Source organism: Corynebacterium diphtheriae, assembly GCF_001457455.1.
Lineage (GTDB): Bacteria > Actinomycetota > Actinomycetes > Mycobacteriales > Mycobacteriaceae > Corynebacterium > Corynebacterium diphtheriae.
The window spans coordinates 1,645,223-1,660,925 of record NZ_LN831026.1 but is presented as its reverse complement, the minus strand read 5'-3'; the positions used below and the strand labels follow the sequence as shown (position 1 = coordinate 1,660,925).

14 protein-coding genes are annotated in these 15,703 nt (G+C 50.3%); 13 read left to right on the top strand and 1 reads right to left on the bottom strand.

Going from position 1 to position 15,703, the window contains the following annotated elements:
* The first annotated feature begins 176 nt into the window (after positions 1-176).
* On the top strand, positions 177-521 hold the full coding sequence (locus tag AT687_RS07965; protein ID WP_003852223.1) for a HesB/IscA family protein: 345 nt from the start codon (positions 177-179) through the stop codon (positions 519-521).
* Between the two features lie 90 nt (positions 522-611).
* On the opposite strand, the gene asnB is transcribed toward AT687_RS07965, so the two are convergent.
* On the bottom strand, positions 612-2,534 hold the full coding sequence (gene asnB / locus AT687_RS07960; protein ID WP_010935208.1) for an asparagine synthase (glutamine-hydrolyzing): 1,923 nt from the start codon (positions 2,532-2,534) through the stop codon (positions 612-614).
* A 426-nt stretch (positions 2,535-2,960) separates the two neighbouring features.
* On the opposite strand from asnB, the gene ctaC reads away from it, so the two are divergent.
* The 12 genes from ctaC to AT687_RS07900 all read left to right on the top strand — a co-directional run bounded on the left by ctaC (position 2,961) and on the right by AT687_RS07900 (position 15,641).
* Complete coding sequence (gene ctaC, locus AT687_RS07955) at positions 2,961-4,049, top strand: aa3-type cytochrome oxidase subunit II (protein ID WP_014319196.1); 1,089 nt, start codon at positions 2,961-2,963, stop codon at positions 4,047-4,049.
* Positions 4,050-4,072: 23 nt separating this feature from the next.
* Positions 4,073-4,504 carry an aa3-type cytochrome oxidase subunit IV gene (gene ctaF / locus AT687_RS07950; protein WP_003852216.1) on the top strand — a complete coding sequence of 144 codons (432 nt, stop codon included), beginning with the start codon at positions 4,073-4,075 and terminating at the stop codon, positions 4,502-4,504.
* 537 nt (positions 4,505-5,041) lie between these two features.
* On the top strand, positions 5,042-5,659 hold the full coding sequence (gene ctaE, locus AT687_RS07945) for an aa3-type cytochrome oxidase subunit III (RefSeq protein ID WP_010935207.1): 618 nt from the start codon (positions 5,042-5,044) through the stop codon (positions 5,657-5,659).
* Positions 5,660-5,741: 82 nt separating this feature from the next.
* Entirely contained in the window at positions 5,742-6,638 is an 897-nt protein-coding gene (gene qcrC / locus AT687_RS07940; protein WP_173664320.1) for a cytochrome bc1 complex diheme cytochrome c subunit, read from the top strand.
* Positions 6,635-7,855 carry a cytochrome bc1 complex Rieske iron-sulfur subunit gene (gene qcrA, locus AT687_RS07935; RefSeq protein ID WP_014303644.1) on the top strand — a complete coding sequence of 407 codons (1,221 nt, stop codon included), beginning with the start codon at positions 6,635-6,637 and terminating at the stop codon, positions 7,853-7,855. Before qcrC ends, qcrA begins: the two co-directional genes overlap by 4 nt.
* Complete coding sequence (gene qcrB, locus AT687_RS07930; RefSeq protein WP_003852207.1) at positions 7,852-9,474, top strand: cytochrome bc1 complex cytochrome b subunit; 1,623 nt, start codon at positions 7,852-7,854, stop codon at positions 9,472-9,474. The genes qcrA and qcrB overlap by 4 nt, the downstream gene beginning before the upstream one ends.
* Positions 9,475-10,255: 781 nt before the next feature.
* Positions 10,256-10,867 carry a C40 family peptidase gene (locus AT687_RS07925; protein WP_021335117.1) on the top strand — a complete coding sequence of 204 codons (612 nt, stop codon included), beginning with the start codon at positions 10,256-10,258 and terminating at the stop codon, positions 10,865-10,867.
* A gap of 139 nt (positions 10,868-11,006) precedes the next feature.
* On the top strand, positions 11,007-12,050 hold the full coding sequence (locus AT687_RS07920) for a C40 family peptidase (protein ID WP_014303642.1): 1,044 nt from the start codon (positions 11,007-11,009) through the stop codon (positions 12,048-12,050).
* 20 nt (positions 12,051-12,070) lie between these two features.
* A complete protein-coding gene (locus AT687_RS07915) occupies positions 12,071-13,204 on the top strand; it encodes a glycosyltransferase family 4 protein (RefSeq protein WP_014310618.1) in 1,134 nt (377 codons plus the stop codon).
* A gap of 130 nt (positions 13,205-13,334) precedes the next feature.
* Positions 13,335-14,288 (top strand): ROK family protein, encoded by a 954-nt coding sequence (locus AT687_RS07910; RefSeq protein WP_003852198.1) that lies wholly within the window; start codon positions 13,335-13,337, stop codon positions 14,286-14,288.
* A 51-nt stretch (positions 14,289-14,339) separates the two neighbouring features.
* Positions 14,340-15,065 carry a lysophospholipid acyltransferase family protein gene (locus AT687_RS07905; RefSeq protein ID WP_003852196.1) on the top strand — a complete coding sequence of 242 codons (726 nt, stop codon included), beginning with the start codon at positions 14,340-14,342 and terminating at the stop codon, positions 15,063-15,065.
* 66 nt (positions 15,066-15,131) lie between these two features.
* On the top strand, positions 15,132-15,641 hold the full coding sequence (locus AT687_RS07900) for a polyadenylate-specific 3'-exoribonuclease AS (RefSeq protein WP_010935200.1): 510 nt from the start codon (positions 15,132-15,134) through the stop codon (positions 15,639-15,641).
* The last annotated feature ends 62 nt before the right edge of the window (positions 15,642-15,703 follow it).

The window sequence follows — 15,703 nt, the reverse complement described above, 5'->3', positions numbered from 1 at the left end:
CAGCCAGATATGAGGGCATAGAATGACTGCGGAATAAACATTGGGGGTACGCCGTTAGTACCAGCATCGGTAACCGCATTATGCGATCACGCACTAAGGTGCGATACCCTAGGTTCTACCCACGGTGTTTCACAATATTGTGCGACACCGGAGCTATAAAAATTTGAAGGAGAAACATGACTGCACCTGCTTCCAATACAGGCGTTATTTTGAGCGATGCTGCTGCTGCAAAAGCTAAAGCTTTGCTGGAGCAGGAGGGTCGCACCGACCTTTCGCTGCGCATCGCGGTTCAGCCAGGTGGCTGCTCTGGTTTGCGTTACCAGCTTTATTTTGACGATCGTGACCTCGACGGAGATAAGGTCGATGAGGTCGGTGGCGTTCGTCTAGTCGTTGACAAAATGTCTGTGCCTTATCTTGCTGGCGCGACGATCGACTTTGCTGACACGATTGAATCCCAGGGCTTTACCATTGATAACCCGAATGCCACAGGCTCTTGCGCTTGTGGTGATTCATTTAACTAAACGTAAATAAAAATTCCCGCTAGTTCTCCGTTGTTTTTCTAGGAGAACTAGCGGGATCTTTTTATATGGAGTTGCTGAGCAAGCAATCGCCTATAGGTACACAGGATAATCGCGTTTCTCGATGCCTGGATCAATGCGGTGCTCGACGAAAATTCCGTGCCAAATCATAAAGGCAAGGACTGTCCATAGCCTGCGGGAATGATCAGATACACCATTCTTGTGCTCATTGAGCATTGCTAAGACTGCTGCCTTGTCAAAGTATTGGTCGGTCATCGACTCATTAATGGTGTCTTGAGCCCAACCGAACAGCTCATCGCCAGCTAGCCAGTGGCGCATAGGCACTGGGAATCCGAGTTTCTTGCGGTGTAGCACGTGCGGCGGAACGATTTGTTCCATGGCCTTACGCAACGCATATTTGGTCGTTCCGTTAGCAATCTTGAGGTCATAAGGAATGGTTTCAGCAACCTCAAATACTTCCTTATCCAAGAACGGGACGCGAAGCTCCAAGGAGTGAGCCATGTTGATCTTGTCGGCCTTGACGAGGATATCGCCGCGCATCCACGTGAAAAGGTCCAAATGCTGCATTCGCGCAACGGGGTCCATGTGCTCAGACTGGGCGTAGATCGGTGCGGTGACTTCGCGGTGATCCCATTCCTTCTTGGCCCATGGGATAACGCGCTTCATTTGATCAAAATTGAAGGAACGAGCATTTCCGTAATAACGCTCTTCCATCGTCATCGAACCGCGTTGGAGCAAGGATTTACCACGCATTCCGTCAGGGAAAACTTCGGCTACTTTGCCAAGACCGCGACGTAGCGGGGAAGGAATCTTTTCAAATGGAGCAAGAGAAAGCGGCTCTTTGTAAATGGTGTAACCACCAAATAGTTCGTCTGCTCCTTCGCCTGACAACACCACTTTGACATGCTTGCGGGCTTCTTGAGCAACGAAGAATAGTGGGACTAGGGAGGGATCAGCTACTGGATCATCCAAGTACCACATGATTTGAGGAATGGCATTGGCATATTCCTCGGGAGAGACAATCTTAACGATATGTTCTACTCCAATGGCAGCAGCGGATTCTGCAGCCACATCGACTTCCGAATATCCTTCGCGTTCAAATCCTGTAGTGAATGTCAACAGATTCGGATTATGGCGTTTTGCCAAAGTTGCAATCGCAGTGGAGTCGATGCCGCCAGACAGGAAAGAACCGACAGTGACGTCGGCACGCATGTGCTTTTCGACGCTATCTTCTAGGGCCTTGGCGATTCGATCGAAGAGATCCTGTTCCTTGTCCTTTGGGAATTCTTGTGCGGGGAACTGAGGACGGAAGTAACGAGTCTGCTCGACATTGCCTCCCACAGAAACGAAAGCAAAGCAGCCAGACTCCAGGCGTCGAATGTGCTGATGAAGACTTTCAGGCTCTGGAACGTATTGAAGATCGATGTAGTGTTCGATAGCACGTTGGTCAAGCCCTAAATCTAGACCAATAGCATCTGCCATACCCAAGATGCACTTTTTCTCCGAGGCGAAAACGGTGCCAGCTTCGGTAGTAGCAAAGTACAACGGCTTGATGCCAAATTGATCGCGGGCCAAGAAAAGACGTTGTTCCTTGGTGTCCCAAATGGCTATGCCAAACATTCCGCGCAAGTGAAGCACTACATCTGCACCCCAGTGGTGGAAACCGACAGCAATAGTTTCGCCGTCGCCTGAAGTGTTAAAGGTGTAGCCGAGGTCTTGAAGTTTTTTTCGTAGCTCTACATAGTTGTAGATCTCGCCATTAAAAGTCATGGCATAGCGGTCGGGCTCGCCTTCAGGCCCCCATCGCAAGGGCTGGTGAGAATGCTCGAGATCGATGATCGATAGGCGATTAAAGCCAAAAACTGCATGGTCGTCATGCCAAGTACCTGCTTCGTCAGGGCCTCGGTGGTGCATGCACGGCAAAGCACTTTCTATAGCAGCTGCATACTTACTGGCCTGTCCTGTGCTGGAGAGCATGCCTAGAAGTCCACACATGTGAGCAGATCCTCCTCGTCTATTGGTAACTTCCGGATTGTCTTACGTTACCCCGAAACAACGATGGGGGATTGAATCGCTACCGCGTATCGAGGGAACAATTAGTGAATAATTCAACCAAGTAGGTGATCCCGCGGGGGTGGTTATACGTTTGGATGATACCAGCGAAAATCAATGTGACATCTATCACGTAAAAAGTGGGTGAAACTTCGCTGCGTTAGGGCAAAGAGGTGAAAACAGCCGATTTCCGGCAAAATCCCACGAAAATGGCGGGGGAAGCCGTTGTTATTTATTAAGGAAAAGAAGTGACTATCGACTATCCTCGCTACATATAGATAGACCTCCGTGTGATTTTCTGCGCATTTACTGTGCGGGGGAGAGTGGTGGAGTGTCTCAAGAACTAGTGCGACAGGAAGGCAAACGCGCGTGGAACAGCAGGAAAAGCGTGGCACAGTCCGTAAGGCTCTGCTTGGCAGCGTCATCGGTTTTGGTGGCCTAGCTCTTGCGGGTTGTGACGTTGAGGCTCCAGGTGGCCCATTGGGTACCGCTTTGGGATTCGGGTGGCCAAAGGGCATTACCCCAGAAGCTACCTCGATGTACAACTTCTGGGTTTGGGTTTGGGTAACGGCATGGATTATCGGCTTTATCATGTGGGGCCTGTTTATCTATGGCATGTTCTCGTGGAGCGCAAAGCGCGCAAAGAAAGCTGGCAAGGATGAATTCCCGCGCCAGACTCAGTACAACATCCCATTGGAGCTTGTACTGACCATCGTGCCAATCATCATTGTTATGGCATTGTTCTTCTTCACGGTGCAAACCCAGGACAGAGTCACGGCAATGGACAAGGATCCAAAGGTTACCGTTGACGTCACCGGATACCAGTGGAACTGGAAGTTCGGATATGCAAAGGTTGCCGGTGAGCTTTCCCCAACCGGTTCCGATTATGTTGGCACCGATGAGAAGCGTCAGGAAGCAGCTGAGAAGACCAAGTTTGATCAGGGCGGCGACAATCCGAACCCGATTAACGGTCGTTCCAAGACGGATACCTCTTACCTTCACTTCAACAAGATTGAAACCTTGGGTACCTCTGAAGAAATTCCAGTTTTGGTTCTTCCTTCCAATACTCCAGTTGAATTCGATCTAGCTTCTGCAGACGTATCTCACGCTTTCTGGGTTCCTGAGTTCCTCTTCAAGCGTGACGCATACAACCACCCAGAGCAGAACAAGCAGCAGCGTAGGTTCCAGATCGAAAAGATTGAAAAAGAAGGCGCATTCGTGGGCCGCTGTGCAGAAATGTGCGGTACCTACCATGCAATGATGAACTTCGAAATCCGCGTTGTATCTCCTGAGAAATTTGCTCAGTACCTCAAGTTCCGTAACGATAATCCACAGGCAACCAACTCGGACGCATTGAAGTCGATCGGTGAGGCTCCATACGCAACCAGCACCCACCCATTCAACTCGGAGCGCGCTACGCGTGACGGTGCGAACTTCGACGATACCGCTGCGGCGTAATTAATAAGGAGAAGTAAGAGAACATGAAGGCTACATCAAAGATCATGTACTCGATGGCAACCTTCCTTGCCATCATGGCGATCATTTACCTCTTCGCCACCATGCACGTTGAAGACTCAGGCTATATGGTTGGCTACGAGTGGGCAGGCGGAGTCTGCATGATTTTGGGTACTTTGCTTACAGTCATGCTGGGCGGATACCTTCACTTCACTGAGAACCGAATTGACGTTCTTCCTGAAGACTGGGAAGAGGCTGAAGTTGCTGACGCTGCTGGCACATTGGGATTCTTCAGCCCAAGCTCCATCTGGCCATTGGCTATGAGTGGTGCAATTGCAGTGCTTGGTTTCGGCATCGTTTACATGCACTACTGGTTGATTGCGATCGGTGCTGTTTTGTTGATCTACACGACCACCATGTTGAACCTGCAGTACGGAATTCCTAAGGAAAAGCACTAAGAGTTTTTCTTAACGCTAGTTCTGGCTAGTGTCATCCTCGGAAGAGGGGGCACTAGCCCTTTTCTATTTTCGTATAGTGACGAAATAGCATGAAGTGTAATAGTCGGTGGGGTAGTGTAAAAAGTTCCCAGAATCTGTAGAAATATTTCCCACAGTATTTGAAATGGGTATCTACCGGTTTTTAGTCATAGGATTTATGCAGGTGACGGGGGTTCGATCAAAAGTTGTAACTGGCCGATAATCCGCCGTTCTTGGTGTGAGATAACCCACATGTGAACTTGTGGATTTTTGCAAAATATTCACACTCAATTGCACTGATGGGACATAGGGGAAACATTGGTAAATTGTGGGTCATAATTAGGCCACTGTGACCTGCGAAAATAGTGCGTCGGATGTCAGTAATAAAAAGTTCCCGAAAATTTCTAAAATATTTTGCTGTCAAGTTTGCGCTGTTAACAAATTATTGCGCCTACCAGCAAACTAAAGTTGCGGGGGCAAAAAGTGACTTAGGCCAATCAAAAGACCATACTTATTAGCGTGACGAGCGCAATTGGAAATAAAGATATGGCAGCACCACAACGTGTTGCGGCACTTAATCGACCCAATATGGTCAGTGTCGGCACGATTGTGTTTCTGTCTCAGGAATTGATGTTCTTTGCTGGCTTGTTCGCGATGTATTTCACCTCGCGTGCAAACGGTATTGGTAATGGTTCGTGGAAGGAGGGTGCACACCACCTCAACGTTCCTTATGCTTTGGTGATTACGATCATCCTGATTTCGTCGTCTGTGACGGCTCAGTTTGGTGTATTTGCAGCAGAGCGTGGTGACGTGTTCGGTGTCCGCCGCTGGTTCTCCTTGACCATCCTGTTGGGTGCGATCTTCTTGGTTGGTCAGGCATACGAGTACTTCCACTTGGTAGAGCACGGTATGACCATCCAGAGCAGTGTCTACGGATCGTCGTTCTTCATCACGACTGGCTTCCACGCGGCACACGTTCTTGCCGGTGCATTGGCCTTCGTCGTGGTTTTGCTTCGACTATCTAAGTCAAAGTTCACGCCAGCGCAGGCAACCGCAGCCATGGTTGTCTCTTACTACTGGCACTTCGTTGACGTCGTGTGGATCGGTCTGTTCATCACGATTTACTTCATTCAGTAACTCACCGTTGTTGCAACATCACCTTGCATAACCGTAAGAAAAAATAAGACCCTCAATTTCCGTATTCGAGACTCTAAGGGAAATGATGGAAACCACCCCTAACCCAATCGACTCAGGCGCTGCCGAGAAGTCGATGACCAACGCCAAGAAAGTCAGGGCACGTCGTAAATTCCGTCGTACCGCTGCAGGTGCTATGGCTCTTGCTGTCGGCTTGACCGGTGCAGGCATTTTGGTCAACGCAGTAACTCCAGACGCACAGGTTGCTACTGCGCAACAAGACGAGCAGGCCCTTATCCAAGAAGGTAAGGATCTCTACGACGTTGCGTGTATCACCTGTCACGGTGCAAACCTTCAAGGTGTGAAGGACCGCGGTCCTTCACTTATCGGCGTTGGCTCCGGTGCAACCTATTTCCAGGTTCACTCTGGCCGTATGCCAATGCTCCGTAATGAGGCACAAGCAAAGCGAAAGACACCTCGATACTCCGAGGCTCAGACTCTAGCGATTGCCGCATACGTCGAAGCTAATGGTGGCGGCCCATCTATCGTTTACAACAAAGATGGTTCGGTAGCCATGGAGTCACTACGTGGCGCCAACTACAAAGATGGAATCGATCCAGCCGATGTCGCTCGCGGCTCCGATCTCTTCCGTTTGAACTGCGCATCTTGCCACAACTTCACTGGTCGTGGTGGTGCTCTTTCCAGTGGCAAGTACGCTCCGGTTCTAGATCCAGCTAATGAGCAGGAAATCTACCAAGCCATGCTTACCGGCCCACAAAACATGCCGAAGTTCTCGGATCGTCAGCTTTCTGCAGACGAGAAGAAAGACATCATTGCCTACATCAAGTCGGCAAAAGAAACCCCTAGTCAAGGTGGTTGGAACCTCGGTGGTCTTGGTCCTGTGACTGAGGGCATGATGATGTGGCTTGTTGGAATCGTGGTCCTGGTGGCCGCTGCCATGTGGATTGGATCGCGCTCATGAGCAATAACCCTGAAATGAATTACACCTCCAAAGAATTGGACGCAATGTCGAACGAGGAACTCGCTCGTCTCGGCACTGAACTTGATGGCGTTACCGTTGCTTACCGCAAGGAGCGCTTCCCAGTTGAGGGCGACCCAGCATCTAAGCGTGCATCTCGCACCGTTGGAATTTGGTTCGGTATTGGCATCGTTTCTGCCCTTGCTTTCCTCGCTGTTTATCTCTTCATGCCATGGGAATACAAGGGGCTAGGCGAAGATGGTCTGTGGATTTACACCTTCTACACTCCGTTGCTTGGCCTTACCTCTGGTCTTGCGATTCTTTCGCTTGGCATCGGCGTGATCTTCTACATTAAGAAGATCATTCCTTCTGAAATCTCGGTTCAGCGTCGTCACGACGGTCCATCCGAAGAAATCGACCGTCGCACCATCACAGCTTTGCTGAATGACTCTTGGGAAACTTCCACCTTGGGTCGGCGCAAGGTATTGAAGTCCATGCTCGGCATCGGCGGTGTTCTCGCTGGTCTTACCATCATCGCCCCACTTGGTGGCATGGTGAAGAACCCTTGGAAGAAGGGTGAACTCGGCATTCAAGGTGATGGAACCTTGTGGACCTCCGGCTGGACCTTGCATGAAAAAGGCGTCAAGCTTTACCTGGGTCGTGACACCGGTGTTACAGCTGAGAAGCACGAAACGTCTGTTGGAACTCATTACAGCACCCAAGGTGTGTCCCGCTTGGTTCGTATGCGTCCTGAAGATTTGGCTGCAGCGGCTATGGAGACTGTGTTCCCATTGCCAGCAGAATTCGTCAACGATGGTGATAAGTACGATGCCAGCGCTGATGTTTACGAAGAGCAGATGCACTCTATCCACGGTCCACGTAACGCTGTTATGTTGATCCGTTTGCGTAACAGTGACGCAAATAAAGTGATCGAACGTGAGGGGCAGGAAGACTTCCACTACGGCGATTACTACGCATACTCAAAGATCTGCACGCACATTGGTTGCCCAACTTCTTTGTACGAAGCTCAAACCAACCGAATTTTGTGCCCGTGCCACCAGTCGCAGTTTGATGCATTGCACTACGGCAAGCCAGTCTTCGGCCCAGCCGCACGTGCGTTGCCACAGCTGCCGATTACCGTTGACGAAGAGGGTTACCTCGTCGCCGCAGGCAACTTCATTGAGCCTGTCGGCCCAGCATTCTGGGAGCGTCGTTCATGAGCAATAAACTAGCCGAAATCGGCAATAACATTGATTCGCGTTACACCGCGGCTTCGGGTATCCGTCGACAGATCAACAAGGTTTTTCCAACGCACTGGTCATTCATGCTTGGTGAAATCGCACTGTACAGCTTCATTATTTTGCTGCTGACCGGTGTTTACCTGACCTTGTTCTTCGATCCATCAATCACCAAGGTGATTTACGATGGTGCGTACTTGCCACTTAACGGTGTCGAAATGTCTCGTGCCTACGAGACTGCACTGAACCTCTCCTTCGAAGTTCGCGGCGGATTGTTCATCCGTCAGATGCACCACTGGGCAGCTCTGACCTTCATGGTTTCCATGACGGTCCACATGCTCCGCATCTTCTTTACTGGTGCTTTCCGTCGTCCTCGTGAAGCGAACTGGATCATCGGCTGTGTGCTGTTGTTCCTTGGTATGGCTGAGGGCTTCATGGGCTACTCGCTGCCAGACGACCTGCTTTCTGGCGTTGGTTTGCGTATTATGTCTGCGATCATTTTGGCTCTGCCAATCATCGGTACGTGGCTCCACTGGCTGATCTTCGGTGGCGATTTCCCATCCGATTTGATGCTCGATCGCTTCTACATCGCTCACGTTCTCATCATCCCAGGCATCATCCTTGGTTTGATTGCAGCTCACTTGGCTCTTGTTTGGTACCAAAAACACACCCAATTCCCAGGAGCAGGTCGTACTGAGAACAACGTCGTAGGTGTTCGAATCCTCCCAGTCTTCATCCTGGAAACCTCTTCATTCGGATTGGTTACCTTTGGCGTGTTGGCACTGTTGGCTGGTCTTACTTCCATCAACGCTATTTGGAACCTTGGTCCATACAACCCATCTCAGGTTTCTGCTGGTTCCCAGCCAGATATTTACATGCTGTGGACTGACGGTGCTGCTCGTGTCATGCCTGCATGGGAGCTTTACATCGGCAACTACACAATCCCTGGCGCTTTCTGGGTTGCACTTCTCTGTGGTGTTCTGGTTGGTTTGCTGGTTGGATACCCATTCATTGAGAAGAAGATCACTGGCGACGACGCTCACCACAATCTGCTGCAGCGTCCACGCGACGTTCCAGTACGTACATCGCTCGGTGTGATGGCTATTGTCTTCTACTTCTTGCTCACGCTGTCTGGCGGTAACGACTTGTTCGCTTATCACTTCGAAGTTTCACTGAACGCAATGACTTGGGTCGGTCGTATTGGCTTGATCGTGCTGCCTCCATTGGCGTACTTCATCACTTACCGTATTTGCCTTGGCCTGCAGCGTTCTGACCGTGAAGTCCTTGAGCACGGTATTGAGACTGGCGTTATCAAGATCATGCCAAATGGTGCATTTGTTGAGGTACACCAGCCACTTGGACCAGTCGACGAGCATGGTCATCCTGTACCACTGCCATACGCCGGCGCTCCAGTACCGAAGCAGCTCAATGACCTCGGCTTCGGTGGCGAACCAGGCCGCGGTGGCTACTTCACCCCAGACAATGACAGCCTTGCTGCTAAGTATGCAGAGATCGAGCACGAAAACCATTTGGAAGAAATGGCAATGTACAAGAATCTGCAGAAAAACAACCGTGCACAAGATGGAGTCGAAGAAGACTAAGCCTGTGTAGATTGTTTCGCTAGAGTCTCGAAAAAGGGGCGTTGGTGCAAAATTTCACGTAAGTGGAATCCACCAACGCCCCTCCTTTGTATTTTCTCTTCCTATATATAGGTATGTAGCGTCGTTTTTAGTGGTGGTGAGCGCTTCACAAGTCTTGATTCCATTGGTTAGGGATGTGCGGCCTCCTTATATATACGACGGGTTCTCGCTGTACAAATGAGGACAATCTCATAGCTGTGAAAAACATCAAGCGTTATTGATGGTGACGATGATTCTTATGATGCGCGCAAAAACAGCGTTGTTTGGTGGCAAAGTCCATCGGAGATGGCGTTGTTATAGGTATGTAATCGTGCGTTGTGAGCTCGAATTCGCGCTACATTACAAAAATGTGACTGAACGCACAGTAACTTATTTTAGATCAGCGATAGTCCTGATTGTGGGTGTTTTGGTGGTGATGGTGGCTGTGATGTCGATTTCTGTTTGTGCAGGTCATTTAGTTAAAGTTCGGCTATTTTTATAACAAATTGTTACAAAGTGGTGAGCGCTTATGAAACGTTAAGGAAAGTCTCTATTTCTTTAAATTACGGTTTGATAACAGCTCGTAGCGTATCTTTGCTAGACAAGCTCGTTGTACTTTCGTAACCTAATCGAGACATTGAAATTGAGCCCGAACGATGGGCCGCACTACTTACATAATTTGAAAAGGTCAATACCTCCGATGGTTTTAGAATCGTTGGAGGGTCCGTTAAAAAGGACGACCTCGAAGATTGGGAGAATCTCCGTGGCTAAGCATCGCCGTAACGACAACTCAACCGCACGCAAGGCAGTGGCTACTTCCGCTGCAGTTGTAGGTGCCGCAGCTACGCTTTCAGTGCCTGCTCAAGCGGCTGAGGTTGTTGTTCCAAACACTGATATCCGTTTCGAGGTTCCTGGTATTGAAAACGTTCCTGGAATTGCAAACGTTCCTGGTGCTGATCAGTGGATCCCATCCTTGGCTGGTCAGGGTGCGCCTGTTAACTACTCGGCGCTCGTCGGAGCTCCAGTGGCAAGCAATGGTCAAGCAGTTGTGGATGCTGCTCGCTCTCGCATCGGCAGCCCTTACGTTTGGGGCGCAGCTGGCCCTAACGCTTTTGACTGCTCCGGTTTGACCTCGTGGGCTTATGCTCAGGTTGGTAAGAGCATTCCTCGTACCTCCTACGCGCAGGCTGCTGGTGGTATGCAGGTTTCTCGTGAAAGCCTTCAGCCAGGTGATATTATCGCTTTCTACTCTGGCGCATCCCATGTGGGAATCTACACCGGTAATGGAACTGTTATCCATGCGTTAACGGAGGGTACTCCTTTGTCGGAAACCCCAATCGATTACATGCCTTTCTATAACGCAGTGCGTTACTAAAATACGAAGAGATTAGAGGCCTCAGCACATGCTGAGGCCTCTATCTTTTTATGTAGAACTCTTGGGACTAGCCACATCGATGATGGCATGTCTATAGTAGGATAATCGCTTAAGACTGTGTAGATATCGGGGACCGTTCGTGGCTTTTTCAAAAATGACCCATAGGGTCATGCTTTCAACTTTTGTGTCGGCTTCCTTGTTGTTGGGTGGCGTGGCAGAGATAGCTGCACCACAGGGGATTGCTCAAGCGGATCCTGTGGATGAGCTCATTGCATCGATGACGGATACTTCTCGGCGTGCTAATGAGAAAAACGAAGAAGTTAAGCAGTTAGAAGTTGGCTTGGAAGACGGCCAGGCCAAGCTAGGGGAGCTTAATCAGTGGGCGGCTGACCTGACTGCTCAGGCAGAGCAAGCGGCCGCTACTGAACGTGAATCGCGACAGGTAGTTAATCGCTTGGCTTTATCACGTTATCGGGGCGCGCTCACGGATCCGCTTACGAGTGCATTTGCTGCGCGAAATCCCCAGAATGCGATTGATCGTACGGCGTATTTGGCTACGTTGTCTCAGAAGGCGAATGATACGGTGGCTCGCTTGGGGGCAGTTACTAAGGATGCGGCTGATCGTCGTAATGAGGCCACAATGGCTATTGCGGAGTCTAAGTTCAAACAATCTGAGTTGGAAAAGAAGCATCGTGAGTTGCTGCAAGAACAAGAGGAACTCAAGCGAATCTCTGAGGATCTTCGTCGCCGTGTGGAATCATTGAACGCTGCCGATCGTCAGCGGTGGATTGATAAAAATGGTCCAGTTGCTTACAACTTGGATGGTGTGGCGGGCTCGCCTTCGGGGATGAGCGCGCTTGAAGCGGCTATGTCGAAGTTGGGTTCGCCCTATGGGTGGGGTTCTGCTGGGCCATCGCAGTTCGATTGCTCGGGGCTAGTGTATTGGTCTTATCAGCAGCAGGGAAAGACTCTTCCTCGAACTTCGCAGGCTCAAATGGCTGGTGGTACGCCAGTGTCGATTAATGATCTTCAGCCTGGGGATGTTGTTGGATATTTCCCCGGTGCTACGCACGTGGGTATCTATGCTGGTAATGGCATGTTGGTTCATGCTTCGGATTATGGAATTCCAGTGCAAGTTGTGCCGGTTAACTCTATGCCGATTTATGGGGCGCGTCGTTACTAGCTGTTTGCTACAGTGTTGGCGTGCCAAGGCTGTTATTAGTTACCAACGATTTTCCTCCGACTGTGGGAGGTATTCAGTCCTATTTGCGGGATTTTGTGGCTCTTTTGCCGCCTGAAGACGTTGTGGTTTTTGCGTCTACACAAGATCCGGTGGCAGCGCGGGAATTTGATAAGAGTGTTCCTTATAAGGTGGTTCGGTATTCGAGTAAGCTAATGCTGCCAACACCGCAGGTGAAAAAGCTGATGGTCGATCTGATTAAAAGTGAAGGCGTATCGACGGTTTGGTTTGGGGCTGCGGCACCGTTAGCTGTCATGGCTCCTGCTGCTAGGGCTGCGGGGGCAATTCAAATTATCTCTACCACTCATGGTCATGAGGTTGGGTGGTCGATGGTTCCAGGTGCGCGTAGTGTGTTGCGTTTTATTGGTCAACATTCCGATGTGGTGACCTACATTTCGGACTACACATTGCGAAGGTTCCGGAGGGCTTTTGGTGAGCATCCGAAATTTGTTCATTTGCCCTCGGGGGTTGATGTTGAACGCTTTTATCCTGTGGACGAAAAACAGAAGTTCGAACTGCGCGATCAATTGGGGTGGGCGGAAAAAGACAAAGTTATCGTGTGTACTTCTCGATTGGTGCCGCGTAAAGGTCAAGATACGCTTATTAAAGCGTTTCCAGAGGTTGTTCAGCGTTGTTCTGAGGCACGACTGGTGATTGTGGGGGAGGGGCGCATTGAGGGGAAGCTACGTCGATTAGCAGCGCGTGATCAAAAGGCGAGTTCTCGTATCTCTTTTGAGGGGCGGGTATCTGAGGAAAAGATGGGCATGATGCTGCGCGGCGCTGATGTGTTCGCTATGCCGTGTCGTACTCGCGGAGGTGGCCTTGATGTTGAAGGACTGGGTATTGTCTTTTTGGAGGCTCAAGCGTGTGGCATTCCGGTGATCGCAGGTGATTCGGGGGGAGCACCCGAAACTGTGACACCTGCAACCGGTGTTGTGGTTAATGGTCGAGATTCGTCGGGTGTAGCTCATGTCATCGTCGACCTTGTGCAACAACCAGCTGCGCTTATGTCGATGGGGCATGCCGGCCGTCAACATGTAGTTGACCATTGGACTTGGGAGATTATGGGTGCTCGGTTGAAGTCTTTAATTCTCTAAGTGTGATGAAATTGTGCGAGCCTAGTGGCTGCTGCGTTGTGAAGTTCTGCCGTGTCGTCGATATACTTGGAAAGCTATGGCTTGTGCCATTGTGGCGACCGCTGTTGTCTACCATTAACGAGGCGAAACAATGACGAATATGTCAGAATCTGTCACTGTCGGATTCGACATCGGTGGAACCAATATGCGAGCAGCGGCGGTGACGGATTCCGGTTTGATCATCGACTCCGTTTCGGTTCCTACCCCTAAATCTTCTGAGGCTCTGGAAAAAGGCATTATTTCTCTGGTAGCTCAATTGCGGGAAAAGCATGAGGTTTCGGCTGTAGGTCTTGCCGTTGCAGGTTTTTTGGATCCTGATTGCGAAATCGTTCGCTTTGCTCCTCATCTGCCGTGGCGTGATCGCCCAGTGCGTGCGGAATTAGAGGACGCGTTGGGACTTCCTGTTCGTCTTGAACATGATGCGAATTCTGCAGCGTGGGGAGAATACCGCTTCGGAGCGGCACGTGGTTCGCAAAACTGGGTCTTATTTGCGGTTGGCACTGGTATCGGTGCCACACTGATGCACGAGGGTGAGATCTACCGTGGTGCTTTTGGTACAGCTCCTGAGTTCGGCCACCTTACCGTTGTCCCTCAAGGTCGGCAGTGTTCTTGTGGCAAGAGTGGCTGTTTGGAACGTTATTGTTCCGGCACTGCTATTGAAGCGACAGCGCGTGAGCTTCTCGACGCCGATCGTGGCCGCGACTCGATGGTTGCTGCTGCCTATCATTCGGGCACATTGAGTGGGAAAACTGTGACCGAAGCGGCCCGCCAGGGTGATGTTTTTGCCATCGAGGTCTTTGATGATTTTGCTGAATGGATGGGCCGCGCCTTGTCTATCGTGTGTGATGTTTTAGATCCGGGACAGATCGTGATTGGTGGCGGGTTGTCCACGTCAAGCGATTTGTTCTTGGAAAAGGCTACTCAGCACATGGCACAGCAGATTGTCGGGGCTGGGTATCGCCCCCTTCCGACGGTGGTGTGTGCCGAATTGGGTGGCGATGCCGGTATGATCGGGGTATCTGATCTGGCTCGGCGTCGCGTCTAGCTTGAGTTCATCGTGTTAGCACATTCGGCTCGGAAAAATAAGGATGAAGCCATGCATAACAAATGGTATTGGACGTTTAAGCATATTTTGTGGGGGCCTATTCTTCGGGTGTACAACCGACCTGAGATTCATGGGTTGGAAAATATTCCTGATAAGGGTTCGGCAATTCTTGCTTCAAACCATCAAGCTGTTATGGATTCGTTCTATCTGCCACTGATGTCGCCACGGCAGATCACATTCCCCGCCAAGCAAGAGTACTTTACAACTCCTGGATTTGTTGGATCTTTGCAGCGTTGGTTTTTTACTGCGGTAGGGCAGGTGCCTATCGACAGGACGTCGAAAAGCGCGAGTGATGATCTCCTAAAAACGGCGCGTATGGTTCTTGACCGCGGTGATCTTTTTGGAATCTACCCAGAAGGCACTCGATCTCCTGATGGACGTATCTATCGTGGTAAGACAGGCATGGCTCGTATCGCTCTTGACACTAACGTGGCCGTGGTGCCGATTGCGATGATCGGTTCGAGAGACGCCAATCCTATTGGTACTTGGATTCCTCGTCCGCACAAAGTAGTCATCAAGGTCGGTGAGGCTATTAGTCCGCGCTCCTTTGTAAGCGATGCTGGTTATGATCCTGATTCCTATGAAGCTATGCGCTTTTTTACGGATCATGTGATGAAGGTTCTCGCGGATCTGACAGGACAGCAGTACGTCGATTTGTATGCGGCCGATGTTAAAAAGTCGCTTGCTGCGGGTAAGGGATACCCCGAAGGGGCTTAGTGTTGTGGGTGTTGGATAGTCTAGAGTCTGAGAGCTATCCAACACCTTTTGTGAATGTGAGCATCTGTGCGGTTTTTTTACGATACTGAATTTATCGAAGACGGAGAGACGATCGATCTTGTCTCGATTGGAATTGTGTGTGAGGACGGCCGTGAGTATTACGCGGTGTCGACTGACGCAGATCATTCACGTGCGAACAAATGGGTCCGCGATAATGTGTTAGATAAGATGCCTAATCCGTCGAGTACGTTGTGGAAAAGTAATGCGACAATTCGGCAGGAAGTCTATGAGTTTTTGACTTCCACACCTGGTAACACTGAGTTGTGGGCATGGGTGGGGGCATATGACCATGTGGTTTTGGCTCAGTTGTGGGGGGATATGCGTGGGTTGCCCAAGGAGCTGCCCCGATATACGCATGAGTTGAAACAGTACTGGGAGATGGCCGGTCGTCCGCGCTTACCTAAGTTGCCGGAGGGAAATCACGACGCGCTTGTCGACGCTCGCCATAATCTGCAAAAGTTCAAGATTTGTGCCGAATCATTGCCGTTGAACAAACGTAATGTAGTCAACAGATAAAATGTCCATATGGGGGAATCTTTTTCCCGTCACATGGGAAAATTTGGCTTTGTAGTGAATCT

Excerpts from the sequence above, each read along its gene's own strand:
- AT687_RS07965 (WP_003852223.1), top strand. The coding sequence starts at position 177 with ATGACTGCACCTGCTTCCAATACAGGCGTTATTTTGAGCGATGCTGCT.
- asnB (WP_010935208.1), bottom strand. The coding sequence starts at position 2,534 with ATGTGTGGACTTCTAGGCATGCTCTCCAGCACAGGACAGGCCAGTAAG.
- ctaF (WP_003852216.1), top strand. The coding sequence starts at position 4,073 with ATGAAGGCTACATCAAAGATCATGTACTCGATGGCAACCTTCCTTGCC.
- qcrC (WP_173664320.1), top strand. The coding sequence starts at position 5,742 with ATGATGGAAACCACCCCTAACCCAATCGACTCAGGCGCTGCCGAGAAG.
- qcrA (WP_014303644.1), top strand. The coding sequence starts at position 6,635 with ATGAGCAATAACCCTGAAATGAATTACACCTCCAAAGAATTGGACGCA.
- qcrB (WP_003852207.1), top strand. The coding sequence starts at position 7,852 with ATGAGCAATAAACTAGCCGAAATCGGCAATAACATTGATTCGCGTTAC.
- AT687_RS07910 (WP_003852198.1), top strand. The coding sequence starts at position 13,335 with ATGACGAATATGTCAGAATCTGTCACTGTCGGATTCGACATCGGTGGA.
- AT687_RS07905 (WP_003852196.1), top strand. The coding sequence starts at position 14,340 with ATGCATAACAAATGGTATTGGACGTTTAAGCATATTTTGTGGGGGCCT.